Here is a 23,814-nt window from a genome sequence, read left to right as displayed (position 1 = left end):
TCCGGCCAACTTTTCAGGCAGTTTCACCGACCGAAGCATCCACGAGGAGCCGCAAGTGATTCAGGTCTATTCCTGGGCTACGCCCAACGGCCACAAGGTCCACATCATGCTCGAAGAGTGTGGGCTGGCCTATCACGCCCATGCCGTCGACATCGGCGCAGGCGACCAGTTCAAGGACGAATTTCTCGCCATCTCGCCGAACAACAAGATTCCTGCCATCGTCGACGAGGACGGTCCCGACGGCCAGCCGATCTCCCTGTTCGAATCCGGGGCAATCCTGCTGTATCTGGCCGGTAAAACCGGCCGTTTCCTCCCGGAAGACGTACGCGGCAAGTACGAGACGCTCGAATGGCTGATGTTCCAGATGGGCGGCGTGGGGCCGATGCTCGGTCAGGCGCACCACTTCCGGATCTACGCGCCCGAGAAGATCGACTACGCGATCAGGCGCTACACCAATGAGGCGCGACGTCTGTACGGCGTGCTCGACAAGCGGTTGAGCCGTCACCCGTATGTGGCCGGCGACATGTACACCGTGGCCGACATCGCGATCTGGCCGTGGCTGCGCTCATGGAAGAATCAGGGCGTGGAGTTGTCGGACTTCCCCAACGTGCGGAAGTGGTTCGAAGCCATCGAGGCCCGCCCGGCGGTGCAACGCGGCGTCAAGGTGCTGGCCGACGCCCGTAAGCCGTTGCAGGACGACAAGGCGCGCGAAATGCTGTTCGGCGCCACGCAGTACGCGCGCCGCTGAACGACTGCCGGGCGCCATGGCGCCGCCCCGGACCCGCCGGCGTCTCAGCGAGCCCCCGAGGCGCTCCGGCGCGTACGGGCGCGTCCGGGCGTGCATGGACGCGCCCGGCGAGGCGACGCCGGCGTTGCCTGCCGAGATCCCGGAGGTGTCCGGCAAAGTGCATTACACTTCGAAACAAAGGTGCGGTTTCGCCGGAATGCCGGCGGTGCTAATCTAGCCGCATTCCTCGACACGGCACTCGGCCGCTGTCATCTTGCAGTTCGCAGTGCGCCGCCGCTGGCTTTTGGAAGATCCGGGAGATCCACATATGTCAGGCAAATTCGAACTCAAGCGCCATCCCAACGGGGAGTTCCACTTCACGCTTCTGGCCGATGCCGGCCACGTTATCCTCTCCTCCGAAAACTATAAGGCGCGCGCCTCCGCGCAGAACGGTATCGAATCGGTTCGCAAGAATTCGGCGGAAGATCATCGCTTCGAGCGCAAGACATCGACGTCCGGGCGCCCCTACTTCGTGCTCAAAGCGCGCAACGGCGAGATCATCGGGCAAAGTCAGATGTTCTCGACGGCAGACCAGATGGAAGACGGTATCAAGCAGGTCAAGCGCGACGCCCCGGCGGCCTCGGTAAGCGATTTGTCGCACTGAGCCGGCCGGCACGCCGGCGCGCCCTATGTTTTCCATACGATTCGTTGCCGGGTGCCGCCCGCATTGCGGCGATCACGCGCGCTCGACCGGACGCCTCAGGTACATTCCCGTGCCCCGGAAGCGGCACACTTCTTCGCCGTGCTGATTGGTGGCGGTCCACAGTTGCCGCACGATGCCCCGATCGGGCCGGCTTTTCGAAGCGCGCACTTCCAGTGTGCTGCTCGTTACCGTGATCGTGTCACCGGGACGCACCGGCTTGAGCCACTCGATCTGTTCCACTCCCGGCGACCCCATGCTCGACGAGCGCGAGAGCAGTCTGTCGACGTTTAGCCGCATCATGATTGCGCAGGTGTGCCAGCCGCTGGCGATCAGTCCGCCGAAGTGCGATGCCCGCCCGCGCGCCTCGTCGAGGTGAAACGGCTGGGGGTCGAACTGGCGTGCGAACGTCACGATCTCCTCGGCTGTGAACGTGTACTCGCCAAGATCGAAAGTGTCGCCGACGGAAAAGTCCTCGAAATAATACTCAAGCGTTGCCATGCCTCATCTCCTTGTCGCGTCCGGCATTGCCCGCACGCCCGGATACGCGTGCTGCGCCGGCCCGTTGTGATCCGCGTTGTCATCCGCGTTGTCATCCGCGTTGTCATCCGCGTTGTCATCCGCGTTGTCATCCGCGTTGTCATCCGCGTTGTGATCCGCGTTTTGATCCGGTTTGGTCCCGCCGCTCCCATCGCCCCGATCGGACAATTTACACCGTTCTCGCGCACGAGCGAATCCTGAGAGCCGGGGTGCCATGCACTCGCCATGATCGCATGCAAAAGACGGTCGCAGCGCGTAGGGGGTGGGCCGGCCCGTTCGACTGTCGCTGTGTCTTCACGTCCGAAGGGATTTCCGATGATTCACGCCGCACCAGCGCTGCTCATACTGCCCTGCACTACACCGGCGCCCGCGCGCCCGGCATCCGCGGACCGGACACCGGTGCGCGCGGCGCTTCTGGACAACCATCTGACGCATCTCCCGCCCGGCCTTGCCGTGGCCCTCGCCGACCTCTACGAGATGGACCCGCAAGCGCATGCCGCCCTGCTGCTGGCGTTGACCCGCGTGCCCCCCGCCGACGTTGCGGTATTCCTCGCGGAAGACCTGGAATCGTTCTCCGCGGCCCTGGAGCGGGAACACGACCTGGCACCGAAAATCCTTGTCGCATGGGAATGGGCGCTGGTGTCGCGCCGGCCGTTCGAGACACTTGGCGAAATCGCGCGACGCCTGACCAGCGAGCGCTACGTCCGCGATCTGCGCAGAAGCCTGAACCGCGACGTTCTTCGCGCCATGCAACGCGGGGCAGACCCGGCGGGCCCGATCAACGACCGCCCGGGCGAGACCTTCCGCGCCCGGCTGCAAAAGGCGTTCTGGTGGCTGCTGTACTACGGTTCCGACTATCGGCGCGATCGCAATCCTTTGGAGTACGAGTTTATTGCGCGACAGGCCGCTGCACGCCTGTCCGCACGTGCGCCCGCGTTTGCGTTTCGCGAACATGGGGTCGCGGGCGTTCTCACCCGGTGGCTCTATGCACAGAGCGCCATGGAGCGCATGGTCGTGCCGTACCGGAATATCGAGCCGCTTGACATGAATGCGCGCCAGCGGTTCGGTCGGGATCGGGCGTCCGGCGGCACGAGGGACAATACGCGTCGTCGTGTCGACGCGGACAACCTACGGGGCAGCGCACCGCAGCAAAGCCATGCGCCATCGGGACAGCCGACGCCGGAACCGACACAATCCCCCTCGCTCCTGCAACATATCGAGGCGTTTGCCGACGCGGTGATTTCCCAGGCCGGCTTCGCTGTTCAGAGCGCATGGGAAATGCCGTTGCCGTTCGACCCGCTGCGAATGCCGCAGACGCAGGCGGCGCCTTTGGGCAGAAGTCAGGTACTCGCCAGCCGGATACGCGCCGAGCGCGCCCGAAAGGATGCCGTCGGCAACCTCAAGACCGACGTCAATCCGCTGTCACCGTCCGCCGCGTCGAGACGACTGGGTCCGGTCATCACGGCACAGTTCTTTCGCATGCACGCACAGGACAAACTGAGACAGACGCTTGCGCCGCTCCTCGACATCAAACGCTTTCTTGCCAACCGCTTTAAGGACGGAAGCTACCCTCTGGCCGCCAATCTGAATCCCGACGGCTGGTTTCTCAAGCGTTTCACGCTCTGGCAGTACCACCCCGATCGCGACGCGTTCACACGTCACCAAAGTGCCCAACAGGGAGCGCTCTATTCGAAATCGCTGACGCAGGCGGCACTGGACATCTTCACCATCGATCCGCCGTTCGACAATCTGCGCGAGGAGTACGGCATTTATGCGCGCAATCGCACGGGGTCGACGATTTTCGAGCCGGCCGAAGAGCTCAAGGGGATGAGCGCCGAACAGTTCGTCGAGATCTCGCGGCAAGCGAAAAAGGAATTTCATCGACGACGACTTGCCCTGGAACAGGTCACGCCGGGCGAGCTTGCCGCGCTGGATCTGCGCGCGCACCGTATCACCATGCTGGAGCAGGACGCCTCACTCGCGTACTTCGCGGGAAAACTCTCGTCGCGGGCGCACGCGCTCGTTCAGACCATTTGCTATGCGCCAAGCCAGCCGATGCGCGACGCGGCAGATTCGTTCATTCACGAAATTCAGGGATATGAGCTGGAGATCGAGGTACCGGGAGCCGGACCACGACACTACCCTGCCGGCGCCTTCGTGATCGGGATACCTTCCACGGGCATGGCCCGGCGCCCGGCGTCGATCGTTCTCCATCTGGCAGGCCATACGGATCCGCTCATCGAATATGCGTCGACGTCGCATTTTCTCGATGACGTGGCGCGCGGCAATTCGTCGTCGGTCCACCGCGCATTGGTCGACCGGTTGCCGCTCCATCTGCAGGACGCCTGCCGACGGGGCGCTCAATGCAAGGTTTCGATGAAACCGACCCGGGACGATCTGTTCGACCTCACCACGCAGTCCAGCTTCGAAGTCGTTCGCGACGACGTCAACCTCGGCGGCCAACGCCTGCTCGAGAACCTCCTGGGCCACGCGCAGGACAGCGCCGGTTCGCGAACCCGGCACTGGCTGACGTGGTTCGCGGGCGCCGAAGGCGACGCGCCCGGCACAGCCCAGCGCCCGCCGGCGGGAGTCGTTTCCGGTTTTCCCAACAACAGGCCGCCCGGTGCCATCTCCCCCGGCAGGCAGATCAGCCTTCCCGCATCGGCTGTGACCGACTTTCTTCTGCTCACCCATCTGCGCGCCCATCTCTCGGCCGTCTTGCCAACGCCGGAGGCATCGGCCCGCACCTATCTCGCAGGGATATTCGACTCGGTTACGCCCCGGGTGAGTGCGCCGGAGCGCCTTTTCCTGCACATCGAGTCACGCGACACGCTACCGCCCGAGGTGCCCCACGTGGTTTCGAGCCGTCTCGACAAGCTCGTGCTCGATGTCGTGGCCGGCAAGCCGCCACTGATTTACGGACGCACTCATGCGTACTTCTCCCATAGCCCGAATCCGAAGCACGCGAATGCGGTAGTGAGATTCGAGGGCTTTGCACCACAGGACCTGCTTGGACGGATCGATGTCAAGGCCTTCGAGAAGTGTTTTCTCGACGACGTCAAGACATTCTGGACCCACCACCGCAGCGAAGTGCGGGCTTCGCTCAAGGGAGCGTTTCTCATCGATGTCTATCTGCAGACTGGCGACGGCAAGCTCTCGGCAAACGGGGCAAGCATCGCGCGTACGCTCGTTGGCATCGATTCGCCGGTGCCGTCCGGCGTGTCGACCCCGCTGAATCTCGACGCGCGCTACCTCGAGACCGAGTACACGCCCCCAATGTCCGCACTGAAGATGGCGAGGTTGCAGATCGAGGGCAAGGTCTCGGACATTCACGAATTCACGGATCCGAAGACCGGCGCCATTCTGGTGTACGCCCCCAGCTTTCTCGCCAACAGCGTTGCGGCATTCCCGGATCGCGCCGCGCTCGCGCGCTGGATCGTGCGCATATGTCAGGACAAGGCGGCGCGCGAGCGACTGGCACGGACATTCGGGCCGGCAGCGAATCCGGCGAACGCGCAGCTCTCCGGAAATGCGACTATCGAAGAAACGCTGGCGCAGTGGGGCCGTCCCGGCGCCGGCGTGCCGGCAGTCATGCCCCCAGGCCGGCCGTTCGACGCAGGCAACAAAGACGCGTTCACCGAGTACACAAGGACCTGGGAGGCCCATTCGCAATACCTGATTCAACATGCAGGGGCACGCCCGCAGACGAATGCCTTCGCCTCGCTGCTCAACTGGAGCGCCGTCCTCAACGTCGTTGTCGGCGTCGGACATCTCGCATTCTCGGCTGCGCCCTTCATTGGCCAAGCAAACGCCGCCATCACCGGCTTCAACGTCGTTGCGGGGACCATGGGCGCCGTGTTCGGAGACGAAGCCACGAATCAGGCCGGCTGGGCGGCGCTGCTTACCGGCGTGACCGGCGGGATTCCGCTAGGCCTGCTTGCACGCTCTTCCGAAGCGTTTCGAGGATTCATCGGGCACTTCGCCGCCCGAGAGTCCGAGAGCGCACTCTCGAACCTGCTTCCGAATCTGTATCGGGGTCCGCAAGGCATGGTCGCGCGTATCGACGAGCAGTTGGTCAACGTACGCTACGACACCCAACGCGGCCGATGGCGAATGTTCAGCAGCGACTCACCGGACATCGAGGGCCCTGCCATTCGTCAAACGGGCACATACGACTGGTTCCTGGTCGAGAGCGACACGTCGACTGCGGACGACGCAGTCATGGCCGAACCGTTCCACGATCAGATTCGGCGTGACATCGACGTCCGCTTTCGCTCTGCCCTTGCGTCCGAGAATTCGCCGGCCGGCATGCGGCGTCGCGAGCAACTCGGTGCCGGGCAAACCAGACCGCTTACCCCCACGCCGACGCCGAAAACACAGCAGTCCGATCTGCTCAAGCTCGAATACATCAAGTCCAACGATCCGGCGGTCCGGGCAACGCTCCTGAAGCAAATCCGCACCCAGGAAGGTGTTGAACTATCACTGCGAGCGAAGGTGGCCGCGCGATGGTTCGGACAGGAAGTCGACGATCTGGGCGGCGAATTCATCGAATTCGCGCAGGCGGACTTTCTCCACACCACGACCGATGGCTCGCAGGGCCTGTGTCTCGCATTCGCGCGGGCCATGGCGATTGCCATCGACGAAGCGCGGGTGAGTTCGCTGATCATGAACGTGCAATCGGCTGTGGATACGCCCTCGGCACCCGTCGCCAAGGCGCTGCGCGACGCGCTCACCTCGCTCCAGATGAATCCCGGCGCATCGGCCACGGAGAGCCATCTGGAGTTTCTCGATTTCGAGGCGATCAGCGACAAGCTGCTGAACACGCAGACCCGGGGTACCTTTCTGGTCCAGACAATGTCCCACGCCATGACGTTGGTTCTGAACGACGTTTCGGCGTTCTTCGATCCCAATTTCGGACTGGGGCGTTTCGCATCGCGCGAAGCGCTCGTCGAATTTCTCAGAACGCATCTGGGCAAGTCGGCGCTCTTGAAACGTTATGGCGCCTACGGTACCCCGATGACCCCGAGCTTCGCGTTCAAACAGGTCGATATCGACGCGCTGCGCGACGTCCCGCTCACGGCCCCGGGCTTCGCGAAGACTGCCGATCTGCTCCGGCCATGGACCGAGCCGGCCGTCTGACGCCGGGGTCGCGGCACAGAACGGCGGCAGACCGCACATTACGGAGCGAAGACATGATGTAAGGCTCGGCGGCCGGCATCGCCGAGCGGCGCTATTGCAGCGTTTCCTTGGCAGCGGCGGGCACCGGCAGCATCATCACATCGATGCCCTCCTCGGCCAGTTCGGCGGTTTCCTGCGGCGTGGCGATGCCCCGGATATTGCGCTCGGGCGCTTCCTTGTAATGGATCTTGCGCGCCTCTTCGGCGAAGTGATTGCCGACGTCCTCGGTATTGGCCATCACATGACGCACGGCCTTCATCCAGAGTGCCTGCATTTCCCGGCGGGCTTCGAGAACCGCCGGCGGCACCCCGGCGCGCGCAGCCGACGCCGAGGCAGGCGACGGCACGGCCGACGATGCGGACGATAGTGCGGACTGCGGCGGCGAAGCGTCCTTCGCGCCGGAGAGATTCAGACGCGGCGCGGACGGCAGACGTACCACGCCCGCGTCGCCGCACACCGGGCATGTCACCAGTGCGCGCTGCTGTTGCGACAGAAAATCGTCCTCCGAGCCGAACCAGCCCTCGAAGGTGTGCTCGTGCGCACAACGCAAATCAAAAACCTTCATGACGCGATAAGTAAGAGGCTTGACGGGACACCCGTTCAGCGCAACGGCGAGCGTTCGCCGGGCTGCCATACTCCGGATAATATCTTTTCCAGCCAGAACGCGCCGATGATCGTTTTCACGTCCGTGATACGCCCGTCGCGCACCCATCGGACCAGCTCCGTCGCCGGCATCTTGAACACGTCGAGGAATTCGCCCTCGTCCAGGCGCTGCTCGCCTTTCGTGAGGTCACGCGCGAGCCAGATGTCGATGAATTCCGTCGAATAGGAAATCACCGGGTGAATGCGCGTGAGATAGTCCCAGCGCTTCGCCATGTACCCCGTCTCTTCGAGCAGTTCCCGCTGGCCGCATACGAGGCCGCCCTCGGCTTCGTCGAGCTTGCCCGCGGGCAATTCCGTCATCACGCGCTGAAGCGGATAACGGTACTGGCGCTCCATGAGCACCTGCCCGTCGTCAAACAGCGGGATCACCATCACCGCGCCCGGATGCGTGGTGTACTCGCGAATCGCGGTCTTGCCGTCCGGCAAACGCACGCGGTCGCGCTTGATGGTCAGGAAAGCGCCGTCGTAGACAGTGTCGCTTTCGATGCCCGTCTCGACGAGGTGACGATCGTCGTTCTGAGGTTGGATCATAAGCCCTCCACGGCTGAAAATTGGCGAATCCGTTGGCGAACCCAAAATACAAAACGCCGCCATGAAGGCGGCGTCTTGCGAAGCGTCCATCTCACGCGGCAGCCGCCGGTCGATGACGCCACAAATATCGGTAGACGAAGCCCGGGAACGCGAACACGACAAACAGGCTGGCAGTCACGGCGTAGAATTCCCAACCCTGCGAGAAGACGTTGCCGATGCCCGATTCGATCAGGTAGCCCAGCGCCCCCACAACGAAGTACGCTACCACCATCTCGATCAGACGCCACCACAGCGGCTTGGTCGCAGCCCTACGGCCGAGAATGCCGAATAGCCGCTGGTTCACGAACGGCAGGTTCGCACCCAGCACGGCCAGCAGAATGACCAGCGTTCCTCCTGCCGACATGCCCATCGTTCGTCTCCCTTCCTGTCTGTCGAACGGCAGGGCAGACCTTGCCGGTCTGCCCTGCCCCTTTCCCGAATTACGTCTCGTCCGGCACGTTAGCTGGCCAGCGTCAGCTTGATCGTGTGCAGGCACCACTCCATCAGCGAGCCCGGCATCAGGCCCAGATAAAGCATTGCCAGACCGTTGATCGACAGCACGAAGCGCATGGTGCCGCTGCCTTGCAGCGCATTGGTGTCTTCGGGCTTGTCGAAGTACATCAGCTTCACGACACGCAGGTAGTAGAACGCACCGATCAGCGAGGCAACCACGGCCACGACAGCCAGCCACACCATGCCCGCGTTCACGACAGCTTGCAGCACCGCTAGCTTGGCATAGAAGCCTGCCAGCGGCGGAATGCCGGCCAGCGAGAACATCAGCATCAGCATGACGAAGGCGAACCACGGGCTACGCTGGTTCAGACCCTTCAGATCCGACAGGTTCTCCGCTTCGAAGCCCTGACGCGAGAGCAGCAGCACGATACCGAACGTGCCCAGCGTCGTGAGCAGGTAGATCACGCTGTAGAACAGCGACGAACCGTAGGCATCGGCAATCCCGTCGATCTTGCCGCCCACCACGCCCGAGAGCATGCCCAGCAGCACGAAGCCCATGTGCGAGATCGTCGAGTATGCGAGCAGACGCTTGACGTTGGTCTGCACGATGGCGGTCAGGTTACCGATCACCAGCGAGAGCACCGCCAGAATGATCAGCATCTGTTGCCAATCGATAGCCAGCGGCAGCATGCCTTCCACGAGCAGGCGCAGCAGCAGCGCGAAGGCGCCCAGCTTCGGCGCACCGCCGATAAGCAGCGTGACCGGGGTCGGTGCGCCCTGATAGACGTCCGGCACCCACATGTGGAACGGCGCAGCACCCAGTTTGAACGCCAGGCCCGCGACCACGAACACCACGCCGAACACCAGCACGATCTTGTTCACGGCGCCCGAAGCGATCACTTCGAAGACCTTGGCCAGTTCGAGCGAACCCGTCGCCCCGTACATCATCGACATCCCGTACAGCAGGAAGCCCGATGCAAGTGCACCCAGCACGTAGTACTTCATGGCCGATTCGGTCGCGTTCGTCGAATCGCGCCACACGGCCGCGAGGGCGTACAGCGAGAGCGACATCAGTTCCAGGCCCAGATAGAGCGTCAGGAAGCTGTTGCCCGAGATCATCACCGACAGGCCCAGCAGCGAGAACAGGCTGAGGACATAGAAGTCGCCACGGGCGAGGCCGCGGACTTCCAGATACTTCTGACCGTAGATGAACGTGACGAACGTTGCCAGACCGCCGAAGGCCTTGAGCAGATTCGACATCGGATCGGCGACGAACACGTTACCGAACAGATAGTGCGACGCCGGATCGGCGGCGTTGCACGCCCAGAGCACGGAGACGACAGCCGACGTGATGAGCGCCAGCACGTAGTTGAGCTTGCGCGTCTGGCCGAGGAACGCGTCGCACATCATGATCACGAGGATCATGAGCAGCAGGATGGCCTCCGGCAACGCGGGCAGCAGATTAATGTTTTGCATGATCTAGATGTCCTCCCCGATTACGGCAGCTTGGTCTGCGCCACGTGGGCGAGGAGGTTAACCACGGAGGTGTGCATCAGGTCCGTAAAAGGCTTCGGATAGATACCCATGAACAACGTGAGAGCCGCCAGCACCGCCAGCATGAAGAACTCGCGCTTGTTGATGTCGACCAGTTCGCGCACGTGATCGTTGGCGATAGCACCGAAAATCACGCGCTTGTACATCCACAGCGAGTAGGCGGCGCCGGTGATCAGCGAGGTAGCGGCCAGCAGGCCCACCCAGAAGTTCAGCTTCACGGCGCCGAGAATCACCAGGAATTCGCCCACGAAGCCCGACGTTGCCGGCAGACCGCTGTTGGCCATCGCGAACAGCATGAGGAATGCGGCGAACTTCGGCATCGTGTTCACGACACCGCCGTAGTCGGCGATGTTGCGCGAGTGCATGCGGTCATACAGCACGCCGATACACAGGAACATGGCGCCCGAAACGAAACCGTGCGAGATCATCTGCACCATCGCGCCCTGCATGCCGATTTCGCTGAACATGAAGAAGCCGAGGATCGCGAAGCCCATGTGAGCGATCGACGAGTAAGCCACGAGTTTCTTCATGTCCGTCTGTACCAGCGCCACGAGGCCGATGTAGACGATGGCGATCAGCGCAAGCGCGATCATGAAACCCGACAGGTAATGGCTGGCATCCGGGGCGATCGGCAGCGAGAAACGCAGGAAACCGTACGCACCGAGCTTGAGCATGATGGCGGCCAGCACGACGGAGCCGCCCGTCGGCGCTTCCACGTGAGCATCCGGCAGCCAGGTGTGCACCGGCCACATCGGCACTTTCACGGCAAACGCCATGAAGAACGCCACGAACAGCAGTATCTGCACGTTCATCGGCAGCTTGGCGGCGTACCAGTCGGTCAGCGTGAACGAACCCGTCACGTTGTACAGGTAGATCAGCGCCACCAGCATCAGCAACGAGCCGAGCAACGTGTAAAGGAAGAACTTGAACGCGGCGTACACCCGGTTCGGGCCGCCCCACACACCGATGATCAGGTACATCGGGATCAGCGTGGCTTCGAAGAAGACGTAGAACAGCATGCCGTCTTGCGCCGAGAACACGCCGACCATCAGCCCCGACAGAATCAGGAACGCGGCCATGTACTGCGCCACGCGCTCGGTGATCACTTCCCAGCCCGCGATCACCACGATCACCGTAATGAGCGCGGTCAGCACGACGAGCCACAGCGAGATGCCGTCGATACCGAGGAAATAGTTGATGTGGAAGCGTTCGATCCAGCTCGATTTCTCGACGAACTGGAAGGCGGAAGCTTTGGCGTCGAAGTTCGAGATCAGCGGCAGCGTGACCAGGAAGCTCACCAGCGAGCCGATGAGCGACAGCGCGCGTGCGCCGCCCGGATTGCGGTCGTTACCCACCGCGAGGACAACGATCCCCGAGATGATGGGCAGCCAGATGGCCAGACTCAGAAGCGGTAGCGATTGCATTGTTATTGGCTCCCCCTGTTACTTGCCGTTCAACGTCACAAACAGCGTCAGGAGCCCGAGCATGCCGATGATCATGGCGAACGCGTAGTGATAGATGTAACCGGATTGGACGAAGCGGATGACACCGGCGAACCAGCCCACCAGACGCGCGCTGCCGTTCACGACTGCGCCGTCGATGAGACCCTGATCGCCCGCCTTCCACAAGCCGCGGCCGATCCCGAGCGCGCCCTTGGCGAAGACCACTTCGTTGATCTTGTCCATGTAGTACTTGTTATCGAGCAGCTTGTAGACACCCGAGAACTTGTTCTTCAGCGCTTCCGGAATGTCCGGACGCTTGAGGTAGAAGAACGCGGCAAGCAGGATACCGAGCGCCGACAGGGCGATCGGCAGCGTGCCGAACGAGTGCAGTGCCATTGCCAGCCAGCCGTGGAACTCGTGGCCGAGTTCTTCCATCGCCGGGTGATTTTCGCCGATGAAGATCACGTCCTTGAACGCCACGCCTTGCTTGAAGAACTCGCCGAAGAGCATCGGCGCAATCGCAATGGCACCGATGATGACCGACGGGATCGCCAGCAGGATCAGCGGAATCGTGACGACCGCCGGCGACTCGTGCGGCTTTTGACCCGGTGCCAGACCGTGGTGCTCGCCGTGCGAATCCTCTTCTTCCTCGTGATGGGCGTCATGATGATCGTGCGCATGCGCCTGACCGAAACGTTCCTTGCCGTGGAAGACCAGGAAGTACATACGGAACGAGTAGAAGGCCGTGACGAACACGCTGGCCACCACTGCGAAGTATGCGAAGCCCGAACCCGGCAGATGCGAGGCAGCGACCGCTTCGATGATCGAGTCCTTCGAGTAGAAACCCGAGAAGAACGGCGTACCGATCAGGGCGAGCGAGCCCAGCAGCGACGTGATCCACGTGATCGGCATGTACTTCCACAGGCCACCCATGTTGCGCATGTCCTGATCGTGGTGCATGCCGATGATGACCGAGCCTGCGCCGAGGAACAGCAGCGCCTTGAAGAACGCGTGCGTCATCAGGTGGAAGATGGCGACCGGATAAGCCGACACACCGAGCGCGACCGTCATGTAGCCGAGCTGCGAGAGCGTCGAGTAGGCCACGACACGCTTGATGTCGTTCTGGATCATGCCCAGGAAGCCCATGAACAATGCCGTGATCGCACCGATGATCGTGATGAACGACAGCGCGGTGTCCGACAATTCGAACAGCGGCGACATGCGGCTCACCATGAAGATACCCGCCGTCACCATCGTTGCCGCGTGAATCAGCGCCGAGATCGGGGTCGGACCTTCCATCGAATCAGGCAGCCAGACGTGCAGCGGGAACTGCGCCGACTTGCCCATCGCACCGATGAACAGGCAGATACAGGCCACGGTAATCAGGCGCCAGTCGGTGCCCGGGAACGACAGGGCCGCGACGTCGTTGGCCTTGGCGAACACTTCGCCGTAATTCAGCGTGCCGGTGTACGCCAGCAGCAGGCCGATACCGAGCAGGAAGCCGAAGTCGCCCACACGGTTGACCAGGAACGCCTTCATGTTGGCGTAGATCGCGCTCGGACGCGTGTACCAGAAACCGATCAGGAGGTACGAGACCAGACCCACCGCTTCCCAGCCGAAGAACAGTTGCAGGAAGTTGTTGCTCATCACGAGCATCAACATCGAGAACGTGAACAGCGAGATGTACGAGAAGAAGCGCTGATAGCCGGGATCTCCCGCCATGTAACCGATGGTATAGATGTGCACCATCAGCGAAACGGAGGTGACCACGCACATCATCGTGACGGTGAGCGTGTCGACGAGGAAACCGATCTCGAGCTTGAGCTCGCCGATGCGCGCCCATTCGTAGACCGTGGCGTTGAAGCTCGCCCCGTTCAACACGTCGATAAAGGTCATGACCGACAGGACAAACGCGACCAGCACGCCGAGGATCGTGACCGTGTGGGCGCCCGCGCGTCCGACTTGCTTGCCGAACAGGCCGGCAATCATGGAGCCGGCGAGCGGCGCCAGCGGAATCGCGAGCAGCAGGTTGGGATTCAATGTGGATGCCATAACAGCGTTCGCTTTTGTTAACCCTTGAGGCGGTCGAGATCTTCGACGTTGACCGTTTCGAGCTTACGGAACAGCGTGACCAGAATGGCCAGGCCAATCGCAGCTTCTGCGGCGGCCACCGTAAGAATGAAGAACACGAATACCTGGCCGGCAATGTCGCCCAGGTAATGCGAGAACGCGACGAAGTTCAGATTGACCGCGAGCAACATCAGCTCGATGGCCATGAGCAGCACAATCACATTTCTGCGGTTGAGGAAGATACCGGTAATGCTGATCGCGAACAGAATCGCGCCCAGCACCAGGTAATGCGCTAGCGACAACGACATCATGCTGTCTCCTTATTCCGCCGCCGGCTTGTCAGTGCCGGTGGATTGCTGTCGGGCTTCGGCGGGCATCGACACCAGACGCACGCGGTCGCGCTTCTTCACGCGCACCTGCTGGCTCGGGTCGGTCTGTTTGTGGTCCTTGCGGGTACGCATCGTGAGCGCAACGGCTGCCACGACGGCCACCAGCAGGATCAGACCTGCCACTTCGAAGGCGAAGATGTAGTCGGTGTACAGCGCGACGCCAAGCGCCTTGGTGTTCGACACGTCAGGTGCCGATACTGCCTTGACCGGCGCACGCGTGGCGCCGTAGCCACGCATCAGCACGAGGGCCGCTTCGACGATCATGATCGCGCCGACGGTACTCGCCAGCGGAATGAACTTGCCGAAGCCGCGACGCAGTTCGTCGAGATTGATGTCGATCATCATCACCACGAACAGGAACAGCACCATCACCGCGCCGACGTAGACGAGCACCAGCATGATTGCCAGAAACTCGGCTTCGAGCAGCATCCAGATCGCCGCAGCATTGAAGAACGCCAGCACCAGGAACAGTGCCGACTGTACGGGATTGCGCGAGGTCACGACCTTGAGGCCGGAGACCACGAGGATCAGCGCAAACACGTAAAAAAGAAAAGTTGTGAATTCCATAATCACCGGGTGTGCCGAGAATTAGCCAACGTCTGTTGCCGTACCGGGCGCGCTACCCATGCACCGCGCCCTGCCCTGCATTAACGGTACGGCGCATCGGCCGCCTTGGCCGCCGCGATTTCGTTTTCGTAACGATCGCCCACCGCGAGCAGCATCTCCTTGGTGAAGTACAGATCGCCACGCTTCTCGCCGTGATACTCGAGAATGTGCGTCTCGACGATCGAGTCCACCGGGCAGCTCTCTTCGCAGAAGCCGCAGAAGATACACTTGGTCAGATCGATGTCGTAACGCGTGGTACGACGGGTATTGTCGTCACGCACTTCCGATTCGATCGTGATGGCCATTGCCGGGCACACCGCTTCGCACAGCTTGCAGGCGATGCAACGCTCTTCGCCGTTCGGATAGCGGCGCAGCGCGTGCAGACCGCGAAAACGCGGCGACAGCGGCGTCTTTTCTTCCGGAAACTGCACCGTCACCTTGCGTGCGAACGTGTAGCGCCCCGTGAGCGCCATGCCCTTGAGCAGTTCCAACAACAGGAAACTGCCGAAAAAGTCCTTGATTGCCCTTACCATGGGATTCCTCTACTCCGTTCGCCTCAGCCCCAGATGTTCCAGGGCGACATGATCCAGCCCCCAACCACGATCACCCAGAGGATCGTCAACGGCAGGAACACCTTCCAGCCCAGACGCATGATCTGGTCGTAGCGGTAGCGCGGGAACGTCGCACGCACCCAGATGAATACCGACAGCAGCAGGAACACCTTGAACGCCAGCCAGAACACGCCCGGGATGAACGACAGGAAGCCGAACGGCGCACTCCAGCCACCCAGGAACAGCACCGACGCCAGCGCCGAGATGATGATCATGTTGATGTACTCGGCCAGGAAGAACAGGGCGAAGCCCATACCCGAGTACTCGATCATGTGACCGGCCACGATTTCCGACTCGCCTTCCACCACGTCGAACGGGTGACGGTTCGTCTCGGCAATGCCCGAGATGAAGTAGACGATGAACATCGGCAGCAGCGGAATCCAGTTCCACGACAGCAGATTCAGCCCCATGCCGGCGAACATGCCGTGCTCCTGCGAGCGCACGATGTCCGACAGATTGAGCGAGCCCGCCGTCATCAGCACCGTGACCAGCGCAAAGCCCATTGCGATTTCATACGAAATCATCTGAGCCGATGCGCGCATCGCACCGAGGAAAGCGTACTTCGAGTTCGATGCCCAACCGGCGAGAATCACGCCGTAGACGCCAATCGACGAAATGGCGATGGCATAGAGCAGACCGGCATTCACGTCGGCCAGCACCGCACCCGGCTGGAACGGGATCACCGCCCAGATCGCAAAGGCCGGCAGCACGGCCATGACCGGCGCGATGGCGTAAATGCCCTTGCTGACTTGCGACGGCGTGATCACTTCCTTGAGCAGAAGCTTCAACACGTCGGCAATCGGCTGGAGCAGACCGGCCGGACCCACGCGGTTCGGACCGAGACGCACGTGCATCCAGCCAATGAGCTTGCGCTCCCACAGAATCAGATACGCCACGCACAGCAGCAGAACCACGGCGACGACGAGAATGCGGACCAGCGCCCACACCGTCGGCCAGGCAACGCCCAGCAACTGCGTGCCGTATTGATTGATGACTTCGTTCAGGCTCATTTACGCCTTCTCCACCGAAATTTCACCGAACATCGCGCCAAGCGCAGCGGACGCCGGCGTGGCTGCCGGTACGCGCACCACATTGGCAGGCAGCGTTTCCGAACGAACGGCCGGCAGCGTAACCACGGCGTCGCCCTGACGCACACGCACCGCGTCGCCCTTGGCGAGACCCAGACTGTCGAATAGCGCAGCCGGCAGCGTGGCACGCAGCGCAGCCTTGGCGTCGTTGGTCAGTTGCAGCGACGGCGCGCGGCGCACCAATGCATCGGCCGCGTAGATCGGCACATCGGCCAGACGCTCCAGCCCCTGCCCCGCAGCCTTCGGCGCAGCCAGCGCTGCCTTGGCGCGATTGTCGAGCGACGCTGCCGAGAAGCCGGCCAGCGCTTCGTCGCGCACCTGCTCTGCGGTGTCCTGCTCGAAGCCTTGCAGCTTCAGAAGATTGCCCAGCACGCGCAGCACCTTCCAGCCCGGACGCGTTTCGCCCAGCGCGCGCACCACACCGTTGAAGTGTTGCGGCAGCCCCTCGGCGTTGATGAACGTCCCCGCCGTTTCCGTGAACGGTGCGATCGGCAGCAGCACGTCGGCATATTCGAGACCGTGCTTGAACGGTGAGAGCGAGACGACCATCTTCGCTGCGCCGAGTGCCGTGAGGGCTTGCTTCGCATCGGCCGAGTCGAACTCCGGCTCGGCGTTCAGCAGCAAATAAGCCTGACGGGGCTGCGCGAACAGTGCGGCAGCGCCCTTGGCGTTCGTCGCCTTCACTGCATGGCCACCCACGGTGTTCGCGCCTTCGGTGAGGAAACCCAGCTTGGCACCGGTGATGTCGGCGATCACTTGCGCAATCGCGTGCAATTGAGCGAATTGCGGATGCTGCACGACCGCGTTGCCCAGCAAAATCGCACGACGCTCACCGTTGATCAGCGATGCGGCGATGGCCTTGGCGACGTCGCTTGCATTCACGCCGGCCAGCTCTGCCGGAGCGGCGACGCCCTTCGCAGCTGCGGCGGCGACCGCGATACCCGCCAGCTCGCTCACCCAGGCGCTCGGCGCCGCGATGATCTTGTTGGCGAGCTTTACGAGCAGATCGTCGTCCGAACCATGCAGCAGGTTCAGTTGACCGCCCGCCTTCACTGCCGAGCGCAGACGCGAGGCGAACAGCGGATGATCCTTGCGCAGGAACGAGCCGACCACGAGCGTGCTTTGCAGCGTGTCGAGTTCGGCGATCGGCAGACCGAGCCATGGGGCGCCCTGGGTGCCACCCGAGACGTCCGTCTGACGCAGACGGAAATCCACGTTGTCGCTACCCAGCGCACGCACGAACTTTTGCAGCAGGTACAGTTCTTCGACGGTGGCGTGCGGCGACGCCAGCGCGGCAACGGCATCGGCACCGAAGTCGCGGATGATGTCCGTCAGACCGTGGCCGACATACTCGAGCGCCGTCTGCCAGTCGACTTCGTGCCACTCACCGCCTTGCTTGAGCATCGGCTTGGTGAGGCGCTCGTCGCTATTCAGACCTTCGTACGAAAAGCGATCCTTGTCCGAGATCCAGCACTCGTTGATCGCTTCGTTTTCGAGCGGCACGACGCGCATGACCTTGTTGTTCTTCACTTGCACCACGAGGTTCGCGCCCACGCCATCGTGAGGGCTCACCGACTTGCGGCGCGACAGTTCCCATGTGCGGGCGCTGTAGCGGAACGGCTTCGACGTCAGCGCACCGACCGGGCACAGGTCGATCATGTTGCCCGACAGTTCCGAGTCCACCGTCTTGCCGACGAACGACGTGATTTCCGAGTGCTCGCCACGCCCCAGCATGCCGAACTCCATCACGCCGGCCACTTCCTGACCGAAACGCACGCAGCGGGTGCAGTGGATGCAGCGCGACATCTCTTCCATCGAGATGAGCGGGCCCACGTTCTTGTGGAACACCACGCGCTTCTCTTCCTGATAGCGCGATGCCGACTTGCCGTAACCGACCGCCAGGTCCTGCAGTTGGCACTCACCGCCCTGATCGCAGATCGGGCAGTCGAGCGGGTGATTGATCAGCAGGAACTCCATGACCGATTGCTGTGCCTTCACAGCCTTCTCGGAGTTCGTGCGCACGATCATGCCGTTGGCCACCGGTGTTGCACATGCCGGCACTGCCTTCGGGGCCTTCTCGACCTCGACCAGACACATGCGGCAGTTCGCAGCGATGGACAGCTTCTTGTGGTAACAGAAGTGGGGAATGTAGGTGCCGTTCTTCTTAGCAGCCTGGATCACCATGCTGCCTTCGGGCACCTCGACCTTTTGGCCGTCAATTTCGATTTCAACCATAGCGGTTCAATGCCAAGCGTCAAAAGGGATTAGTGAGCGCCGACCAAGCAATGCTTGTGCTCGACGTGGTAGGCGAACTCGTCCCAGAAGTGTTTGAGCATGCCGCGCACCGGCATCGCTGCGGCGTCGCCCAGCGCGCAAATGGTACGGCCCATGATGTTCTCGGCCACCGAGTTGAGCAGGTCCAGATCTTCCTTGCGGCCTTCACCATGCTCGATACGATTGACCACGCGCCAAAGCCAGCCCGTACCTTCACGGCAAGGCGTGCACTGACCGCACGATTCTTCGTAGTAGAAGTACGACAGACGCAGCAGCGACTTCACCATGCAGCGCGTTTCGTCCATGACGATCACCGCGCCCGACCCCAGCATCGAGCCAGCCTTGGCGATGCTGTCGTAGTCCATCGTGGTTTCCATCATCAGACCGGCCGGCACGACCGGTGCCGAGGAACCGCCAGGAATCACCGCCTTGAGCTTCTTGCCGCCGCGCATACCACCGGCCAGTTCGAGCAGTTCGGGGAACGACGTGCCCAGCGGCACTTCGTAGTTGCCCGGCAGTTCGACGTCGCCCGATACCGAGAAGATCTTGGTGCCGCCGTTATTCGGCTTGCCCAGTTCCAGATACTGTTGCGGGCCGGTAGCCAGCAGGAACGGAACCGCGGCGAACGTTTCGGTGTTGTTGATGGTCGTCGGTTTGCCGTACAGACCGAAGCTCGCCGGGAACGGCGGCTTGAAACGCGGCTGACCCTTCTTGCCTTCGAGCGATTCGAGCAATGCGGTTTCTTCGCCGCAGATGTACGCACCGTAACCATGGTGAGCGTGCAACTGGAACGAGAAGTCCGTGCCCAGAATGTTGTCGCCCAGGTAACCGGCAGCGCGCGCTTCTTCCAGGGCTTCTTCGAAGCGTTCGTACACTTCGTAGATTTCACCGTGGATGTAGTTGTAGCCGACGGTAATGCCCATGGCGTAACCGCCAATGGCCATACCTTCGATCAGCGCGTGCGGGTTGTATCGCAGGATGTCGCGGTCCTTGAACGTACCGGGCTCGCCTTCGTCCGAGTTGCAAACAAGGTACTTCTGACCCGGGAACGCGCGCGGCATGAAGCTCCACTTCAGACCGGTCGGGAAGCCTGCGCCCCCGCGGCCACGCAGGCCCGACGCCTTGACGTCGGCAATGACCTGCTCCGGCGTGATGCCCTCTTTCAGAATACGTGCGAGCTGCTGGTAACCACCGCGCTTGACGTAATCTTCGAGATGCCAGTTTTCGCCGTTCAGGTCGGCAAGAATCAACGGCTTGATGTGACGGTTGTGCAGCGACGTCATGCTTTCTCTCCTGCGGCGCCCTTGGCCGTCAGCTCTTCGATGAGCGCGTCGACCTTTGCTTCGTTCATGAAGCCGCACATGCGGTGGTTGTTCACCAGCATGACGGGAGCGTCGCCACAAGCACCCATGCACTCGCCTTCCTTGACCGTGAAGAGGCCGTCGGGCGTGATATCGCCATACTCGACGCCCAATTTCTCCTTCAGGTACTTGGCCATTTCTTCGCCACGCGTGAGCTGGCAAGGCAGGTTCGTGCACACGGTCAACTTGAACTTGCCCACCGGGCTCGTGTTGAACATGGTGTAGAAGGTTGCGACCTCTTGCACCGCAACGGCGGGCATTTCGAGGTAGTCCGCCACGAATTGCATCACTTCGGGCGACAACCAGCCTTTTTCGACCTGCGCTACGGCAAGGGCGTGCATCACCGCCGACTGCTTCTGCTCGGCAGGGTATTTGGCAACGGCACGGTCGATTTTCTTCAGGGCTTCGGGAGAAAGCATTTCCGATCCGACTGTTTTCTAAAACGTTATCCCCGCTCGTGCCAGCGCGGGCGCGCCGAGGTTATCGACTGCCCACGCACGACTGGCACGGCTACTGGAACGGCAATGGTATCGACCTGCGAAACCCTGCCGAATAAAACCTGCGGGCGCCTGAGGCGCCCGCTGCGCATTTAGCGATCGATCTCGCCGAACACGATGTCCTGGGTACCGATGATCGCGACGGCGTCGGCAATCATGTGACCCTTTGCCATCTCGTCGAGCGCGGAAAGGTGGGCGAAGCCCGGCGCTCGAATCTTGAGGCGGTACGGCTTGTTGGCACCGTCCGACACCAGATAGATGCCGAACTCGCCTTTGGGATGCTCGACAGCGGCATACGTCTCGCCGGCGGGCACGTGGAAGCCTTCCGTGAAGAGCTTGAAGTGGTGAATCAGCTCTTCCATGTTCGACTTCATTTCGACGCGCGACGGCGGCGCCACCTTATGGTTGTCGGTAATCACCGGACCGGGGTTCGCACGCAGCCACTTCACACATTGGCGGATCAGGCTGGCGGACTGGCGCATTTCTTCCACGCGCACCAGATAGCGGTCGTAGCAATCGCCTTCCTTGCCCACCGGAATTTCGAAATCGAGGCGGTCGTACACTTCGTACGGCTGCTTCTTGCGCAAGTCCCAGGCAATGCCCGAGCCGCGCAGCATCGCGCCGGAGAAACCGAGTTGCATCGCGCGCTCGGGCGACACAACACCGATACCGACCAGACGCTGCTTCCAGATACGGTTGTCGGTGAGCAGCGTTTCGTACTCGTCGACGCACTTCGGGAAGCGAATCGCGAAATCTTCGATGAAGTCGAGCAGCGAGCCTTCGCGGGCTTCGTTCATCTTCTTGATTGCGCGCTCGTTGTGGAACTTGGACGCACGATATTGCGGCATCGTGTCCGGCAGATCGCGATACACACCGCCCGGGCGGTAGTACGCCGCATGCATGCGCGCGCCCGAGACGGCTTCGTACACGTCAAACAGGTCTTCACGCTCGCGGAAAGCGTACAGGAACACCGCCATCGCGCCCACGTCGAGGGCGTGCGAGCCAATCCACATCAGGTGGTTCAGCACGCGCGTGATCTCGTCGAACATCACACGGATGTATTGTGCGCGAATCGGCACGTCAACGCCGAGCAGCTTTTCGATCGCCATGACGTATGCGTGCTCATTGCACATCATCGACACATAATCGAGACGATCCATGTAGGGCACGGACTGGAGGAACGTCTTCGACTCGGCGAGTTTTTCGGTTGCACGGTGCAGCAGGCCGATGTGCGGATCGGCACGCTGAATCACTTCGCCGTCCAGTTCGAGCACCAGGCGCAGCACGCCGTGTGCGGCCGGGTGCTGCGGACCGAAGTTCAGGGTGTAATTCTTGATGTCTGCCACAAGGCCACCTTAATGTTTCAGACCGGCGTAATGCGCTTCGCGGATGATGCGCGGCGTAATTTCGCGCGGCTCGATCGTCACCGGCTGGTAGATCACTCGCTTCTGCTCGGGGTCGTAACGCATCTCGACATAGCCCGACGTCGGGAAATCCTTGCGGAACGGGTGACCGATGAAACCGTAGTCCGTGAGAATACGGCGCAGGTCCGGGTGACCTTCGAACACGATGCCGACCAGATCGAATGCTTCGCGCTCAAACCAGTTGGCCGAGTTCCACAGGTCGATCAGCGACGCCACGACCGGCAAATCGTCGTCCGGTGCGAACACGCGCACACGCAGGCGCCAGTTGTGGGTAAGCGAGAGCAGATGCGAGACAGCGGCGTAACGCGGGCCGTCGTAGGCGCCATCGCCGTATGTCGAGTAGTCGAGACCGGCAAGGTCCATCAACTGCTCGAACTTCAGATCGGGATGATCGCGCAGCGTGCGCGCCACTTCGAGATAGTCGCTTGCCTTGACGGTGAGCGTGAGCTCGTCGAGGGCTTCCACCAACTGCTCGGCACGGGTGCCAAGCACGTTTTGCAGGGTGGTCTTGAGTTGTTCTAGTTTGGACATGGGCGGTAGCGGTTATTTGCGCGCGATCGTCGCAGTCCGCTTGATCTTCGACTGCAACTGGATGATGCCGTAGACCAGCGCCTCGGCCGTCGGCGGACAGCCCGGCACGTAGACGTCGACCGGCACGATGCGATCGCAACCGCGCACCACCGAGTAAGAATAGTGATAGTAGCCGCCGCCGTTGGCGCACGACCCCATCGAGATCACCCAGCGCGGTTCGGCCATCTGGTCGTAGACCTTGCGCAGCGCGGGTGCCATCTTGTTGCACAGCGTACCGGCCACGATCATCACGTCCGACTGACGTGGGCTCGGGCGGAACACCACGCCAAACCGGTCCAGATCGTAACGCGCCGCGCCGGCGTGCATCATTTCGACGGCACAGCAGGCGAGGCCGAACGTCATCGGCCAAAGCGAACCCGTGCGCGTCCAGTTGATGAGTTTGTCAGCCGTGGTGGTGACGAACCCTTCGCGCAAAACCCCTTCGATGCTCATATGCTTACCCTGAATCCTTCTGCAATACTGCCAGCTACGTTGACGGCCCTATTCCCAGTCGAGCGCACCGCGCTTCCACAGGAAAACAAAACCGACGAGCAGTTCAAGCAGGAAACCCATCATGGAGATAAAGCCCACCCAGCCGATATCGCGCAGGGCGACGCCCCACGGAAACAGAAACGCCGTTTCGAGATCGAACAGGATGAAAAGGATGGCGACGAGATAGTAGCGCACATCAAACTTCATGCGCGCGTCTTCGAAAGCCTCGAAGCCGCACTCGTACGGAGAGAGTTTTTCGCTGTCGGGATTATTGGGGCCGAGGAATTTACCGACGCCAATCAGGACCGCCCCAAGACCGCCACCTACCAAGAGAAACAGCAGGACGGGATAATAGGTTCCGAGGTTCAACTCTACCCTCTTTCGGTTGGTTCAAAGAACCGCTCTCGTCGATGGTGTGGGGACCGGAAAGCGGATGAACGGTGAGCACAAAATAAAATGCCAGCCAAAGCATAAACGCAAGGCTGGCATCGTAGAACTGTGGTGCCGACGGCGAGACTCGAACTCGCACAGCTTTCGCCACTACCCCCTCAAGATAGCGTGTCTACCAATTTCACCACGTCGGCATTCATAGTCTGCAATCCGCT

The 23,814-nt window shown here is 61.8% G+C and carries 21 protein-coding genes and 1 tRNA gene; 3 read left to right on the top strand and 19 right to left on the bottom strand.

The window, feature by feature from the left end; translation table 11 throughout:
• Positions 1-55: 55 nt before the first annotated feature.
• Positions 56-748 (top strand): glutathione binding-like protein, encoded by a 693-nt coding sequence (locus AB870_RS08365; RefSeq protein WP_047907648.1) that lies wholly within the window; start codon positions 56-58, stop codon positions 746-748.
• Positions 749-1,055: 307 nt separating this feature from the next.
• Entirely contained in the window at positions 1,056-1,391 is a 336-nt protein-coding gene (locus tag AB870_RS08360) for a YegP family protein (protein WP_047907647.1), read from the top strand.
• Between the two features lie 72 nt (positions 1,392-1,463).
• On the opposite strand, the gene AB870_RS08355 is transcribed toward AB870_RS08360, so the two are convergent.
• Positions 1,464-1,928, bottom strand: a complete 465-nt coding sequence (locus AB870_RS08355) for a MaoC family dehydratase (protein WP_047907646.1) — start codon at positions 1,926-1,928, stop codon at positions 1,464-1,466.
• A gap of 354 nt (positions 1,929-2,282) precedes the next feature.
• Between AB870_RS08355 and AB870_RS08345 the strand changes: the two genes are divergently transcribed.
• Positions 2,283-7,106, top strand: coding sequence for a dermonecrotic toxin domain-containing protein (locus tag AB870_RS08345; RefSeq protein WP_047907644.1), 4,824 nt, complete (start codon positions 2,283-2,285; stop codon positions 7,104-7,106).
• Between the two features lie 91 nt (positions 7,107-7,197).
• Here AB870_RS08345 and AB870_RS08340 read toward each other — a convergent pair whose 3' ends face one another.
• The 18 genes from AB870_RS08340 to AB870_RS08255 all read right to left on the bottom strand — a co-directional run bounded on the left by AB870_RS08340 (position 7,198) and on the right by AB870_RS08255 (position 23,793).
• Complete coding sequence (locus AB870_RS08340) at positions 7,198-7,710, bottom strand: DUF1178 family protein (protein ID WP_047907643.1); 513 nt, start codon at positions 7,708-7,710, stop codon at positions 7,198-7,200.
• Between the two features lie 35 nt (positions 7,711-7,745).
• On the bottom strand, positions 7,746-8,339 hold the full coding sequence (locus tag AB870_RS08335) for an NUDIX domain-containing protein (RefSeq protein WP_047907642.1): 594 nt from the start codon (positions 8,337-8,339) through the stop codon (positions 7,746-7,748).
• 91 nt (positions 8,340-8,430) lie between these two features.
• Positions 8,431-8,742 carry a DUF2818 family protein gene (locus AB870_RS08330; RefSeq protein ID WP_047908977.1) on the bottom strand — a complete coding sequence of 104 codons (312 nt, stop codon included), beginning with the start codon at positions 8,740-8,742 and terminating at the stop codon, positions 8,431-8,433.
• A 95-nt stretch (positions 8,743-8,837) separates the two neighbouring features.
• On the bottom strand, positions 8,838-10,307 hold the full coding sequence (nuoN, locus tag AB870_RS08325; RefSeq protein WP_053059629.1) for an NADH-quinone oxidoreductase subunit NuoN: 1,470 nt from the start codon (positions 10,305-10,307) through the stop codon (positions 8,838-8,840).
• A 20-nt stretch (positions 10,308-10,327) separates the two neighbouring features.
• A complete protein-coding gene (locus AB870_RS08320) occupies positions 10,328-11,809 on the bottom strand; it encodes an NADH-quinone oxidoreductase subunit M (RefSeq protein ID WP_047907641.1) in 1,482 nt (493 codons plus the stop codon).
• A gap of 18 nt (positions 11,810-11,827) precedes the next feature.
• Complete coding sequence (gene nuoL, locus AB870_RS08315) at positions 11,828-13,879, bottom strand: NADH-quinone oxidoreductase subunit L (RefSeq protein WP_047907640.1); 2,052 nt, start codon at positions 13,877-13,879, stop codon at positions 11,828-11,830.
• Positions 13,880-13,896: 17 nt separating this feature from the next.
• Complete coding sequence (nuoK, locus tag AB870_RS08310; RefSeq protein ID WP_023596640.1) at positions 13,897-14,208, bottom strand: NADH-quinone oxidoreductase subunit NuoK; 312 nt, start codon at positions 14,206-14,208, stop codon at positions 13,897-13,899.
• Between the two features lie 9 nt (positions 14,209-14,217).
• Positions 14,218-14,853 (bottom strand): NADH-quinone oxidoreductase subunit J, encoded by a 636-nt coding sequence (locus AB870_RS08305; protein ID WP_047907639.1) that lies wholly within the window; start codon positions 14,851-14,853, stop codon positions 14,218-14,220.
• Positions 14,854-14,933: 80 nt separating this feature from the next.
• A complete protein-coding gene (gene nuoI, locus AB870_RS08300; protein WP_047907638.1) occupies positions 14,934-15,425 on the bottom strand; it encodes an NADH-quinone oxidoreductase subunit NuoI in 492 nt (163 codons plus the stop codon).
• 23 nt (positions 15,426-15,448) lie between these two features.
• Positions 15,449-16,513: an NADH-quinone oxidoreductase subunit NuoH gene (gene nuoH, locus AB870_RS08295; RefSeq protein WP_047907637.1), complete on the bottom strand. Its 1,065-nt coding sequence runs from the start codon at positions 16,511-16,513 to the stop codon at positions 15,449-15,451.
• Positions 16,514-18,826, bottom strand: a complete 2,313-nt coding sequence (gene nuoG / locus AB870_RS08290; protein ID WP_047907636.1) for an NADH-quinone oxidoreductase subunit NuoG — start codon at positions 18,824-18,826, stop codon at positions 16,514-16,516.
• Between the two features lie 29 nt (positions 18,827-18,855).
• A complete protein-coding gene (gene nuoF / locus AB870_RS08285) occupies positions 18,856-20,148 on the bottom strand; it encodes an NADH-quinone oxidoreductase subunit NuoF (RefSeq protein ID WP_047907635.1) in 1,293 nt (430 codons plus the stop codon).
• Positions 20,145-20,645, bottom strand: a complete 501-nt coding sequence (gene nuoE / locus AB870_RS08280; protein ID WP_047907634.1) for an NADH-quinone oxidoreductase subunit NuoE — start codon at positions 20,643-20,645, stop codon at positions 20,145-20,147. The genes nuoF and nuoE overlap by 4 nt, the downstream gene beginning before the upstream one ends.
• Before the next feature lie 170 nt (positions 20,646-20,815).
• Complete coding sequence (locus AB870_RS08275) at positions 20,816-22,069, bottom strand: NADH-quinone oxidoreductase subunit D (RefSeq protein ID WP_047907633.1); 1,254 nt, start codon at positions 22,067-22,069, stop codon at positions 20,816-20,818.
• A gap of 9 nt (positions 22,070-22,078) precedes the next feature.
• Entirely contained in the window at positions 22,079-22,678 is a 600-nt protein-coding gene (locus AB870_RS08270; protein WP_047907632.1) for an NADH-quinone oxidoreductase subunit C, read from the bottom strand.
• Between the two features lie 12 nt (positions 22,679-22,690).
• Positions 22,691-23,170, bottom strand: coding sequence for a NuoB/complex I 20 kDa subunit family protein (locus AB870_RS08265; protein WP_010807413.1), 480 nt, complete (start codon positions 23,168-23,170; stop codon positions 22,691-22,693).
• Between the two features lie 48 nt (positions 23,171-23,218).
• The gene (locus tag AB870_RS08260) at positions 23,219-23,578 is read right to left on the bottom strand and encodes an NADH-quinone oxidoreductase subunit A (RefSeq protein WP_039368621.1); all 360 of its coding nucleotides are present in this window, start codon (positions 23,576-23,578) and stop codon (positions 23,219-23,221) included.
• A gap of 130 nt (positions 23,579-23,708) precedes the next feature.
• Positions 23,709-23,793, bottom strand: a tRNA-Leu gene (locus tag AB870_RS08255).
• Positions 23,794-23,814: the final 21 nt, after the last annotated feature.

It is taken from the genome of Pandoraea faecigallinarum, from assembly GCF_001029105.3.
Taxonomy (GTDB): domain Bacteria; phylum Pseudomonadota; class Gammaproteobacteria; order Burkholderiales; family Burkholderiaceae; genus Pandoraea; species Pandoraea faecigallinarum.
Note: the sequence above shows the minus strand (reverse complement) of the source record. Positions and strands in the feature narration are given on the sequence as shown.

What these genes read in the sequence shown, in the direction of transcription:
- AB870_RS08360 (WP_047907647.1), top strand. Translation starts at nt 1,056, where the DNA reads ATGTCAGGCAAATTCGAACTCAAGCGCCATCCCAACGGGGAGTTCCAC.
- AB870_RS08355 (WP_047907646.1), bottom strand. Translation starts at nt 1,928, where the DNA reads ATGGCAACGCTTGAGTATTATTTCGAGGACTTTTCCGTCGGCGACACT.
- AB870_RS08345 (WP_047907644.1), top strand. Translation starts at nt 2,283, where the DNA reads ATGATTCACGCCGCACCAGCGCTGCTCATACTGCCCTGCACTACACCG.
- AB870_RS08340 (WP_047907643.1), bottom strand. Translation starts at nt 7,710, where the DNA reads ATGAAGGTTTTTGATTTGCGTTGTGCGCACGAGCACACCTTCGAGGGC.
- AB870_RS08335 (WP_047907642.1), bottom strand. Translation starts at nt 8,339, where the DNA reads ATGATCCAACCTCAGAACGACGATCGTCACCTCGTCGAGACGGGCATC.
- AB870_RS08330 (WP_047908977.1), bottom strand. Translation starts at nt 8,742, where the DNA reads ATGTCGGCAGGAGGAACGCTGGTCATTCTGCTGGCCGTGCTGGGTGCG.
- nuoN (WP_053059629.1), bottom strand. Translation starts at nt 10,307, where the DNA reads ATGCAAAACATTAATCTGCTGCCCGCGTTGCCGGAGGCCATCCTGCTG.
- AB870_RS08320 (WP_047907641.1), bottom strand. Translation starts at nt 11,809, where the DNA reads ATGCAATCGCTACCGCTTCTGAGTCTGGCCATCTGGCTGCCCATCATC.
- nuoL (WP_047907640.1), bottom strand. Translation starts at nt 13,879, where the DNA reads ATGGCATCCACATTGAATCCCAACCTGCTGCTCGCGATTCCGCTGGCG.
- nuoK (WP_023596640.1), bottom strand. Translation starts at nt 14,208, where the DNA reads ATGATGTCGTTGTCGCTAGCGCATTACCTGGTGCTGGGCGCGATTCTG.
- AB870_RS08305 (WP_047907639.1), bottom strand. Translation starts at nt 14,853, where the DNA reads ATGGAATTCACAACTTTTCTTTTTTACGTGTTTGCGCTGATCCTCGTG.
- nuoI (WP_047907638.1), bottom strand. Translation starts at nt 15,425, where the DNA reads ATGGTAAGGGCAATCAAGGACTTTTTCGGCAGTTTCCTGTTGTTGGAA.
- nuoH (WP_047907637.1), bottom strand. Translation starts at nt 16,513, where the DNA reads ATGAGCCTGAACGAAGTCATCAATCAATACGGCACGCAGTTGCTGGGC.
- nuoG (WP_047907636.1), bottom strand. Translation starts at nt 18,826, where the DNA reads ATGGTTGAAATCGAAATTGACGGCCAAAAGGTCGAGGTGCCCGAAGGC.
- nuoF (WP_047907635.1), bottom strand. Translation starts at nt 20,148, where the DNA reads ATGACGTCGCTGCACAACCGTCACATCAAGCCGTTGATTCTTGCCGAC.
- nuoE (WP_047907634.1), bottom strand. Translation starts at nt 20,645, where the DNA reads ATGCTTTCTCCCGAAGCCCTGAAGAAAATCGACCGTGCCGTTGCCAAA.
- AB870_RS08270 (WP_047907632.1), bottom strand. Translation starts at nt 22,678, where the DNA reads ATGTCCAAACTAGAACAACTCAAGACCACCCTGCAAAACGTGCTTGGC.
- AB870_RS08265 (WP_010807413.1), bottom strand. Translation starts at nt 23,170, where the DNA reads ATGAGCATCGAAGGGGTTTTGCGCGAAGGGTTCGTCACCACCACGGCT.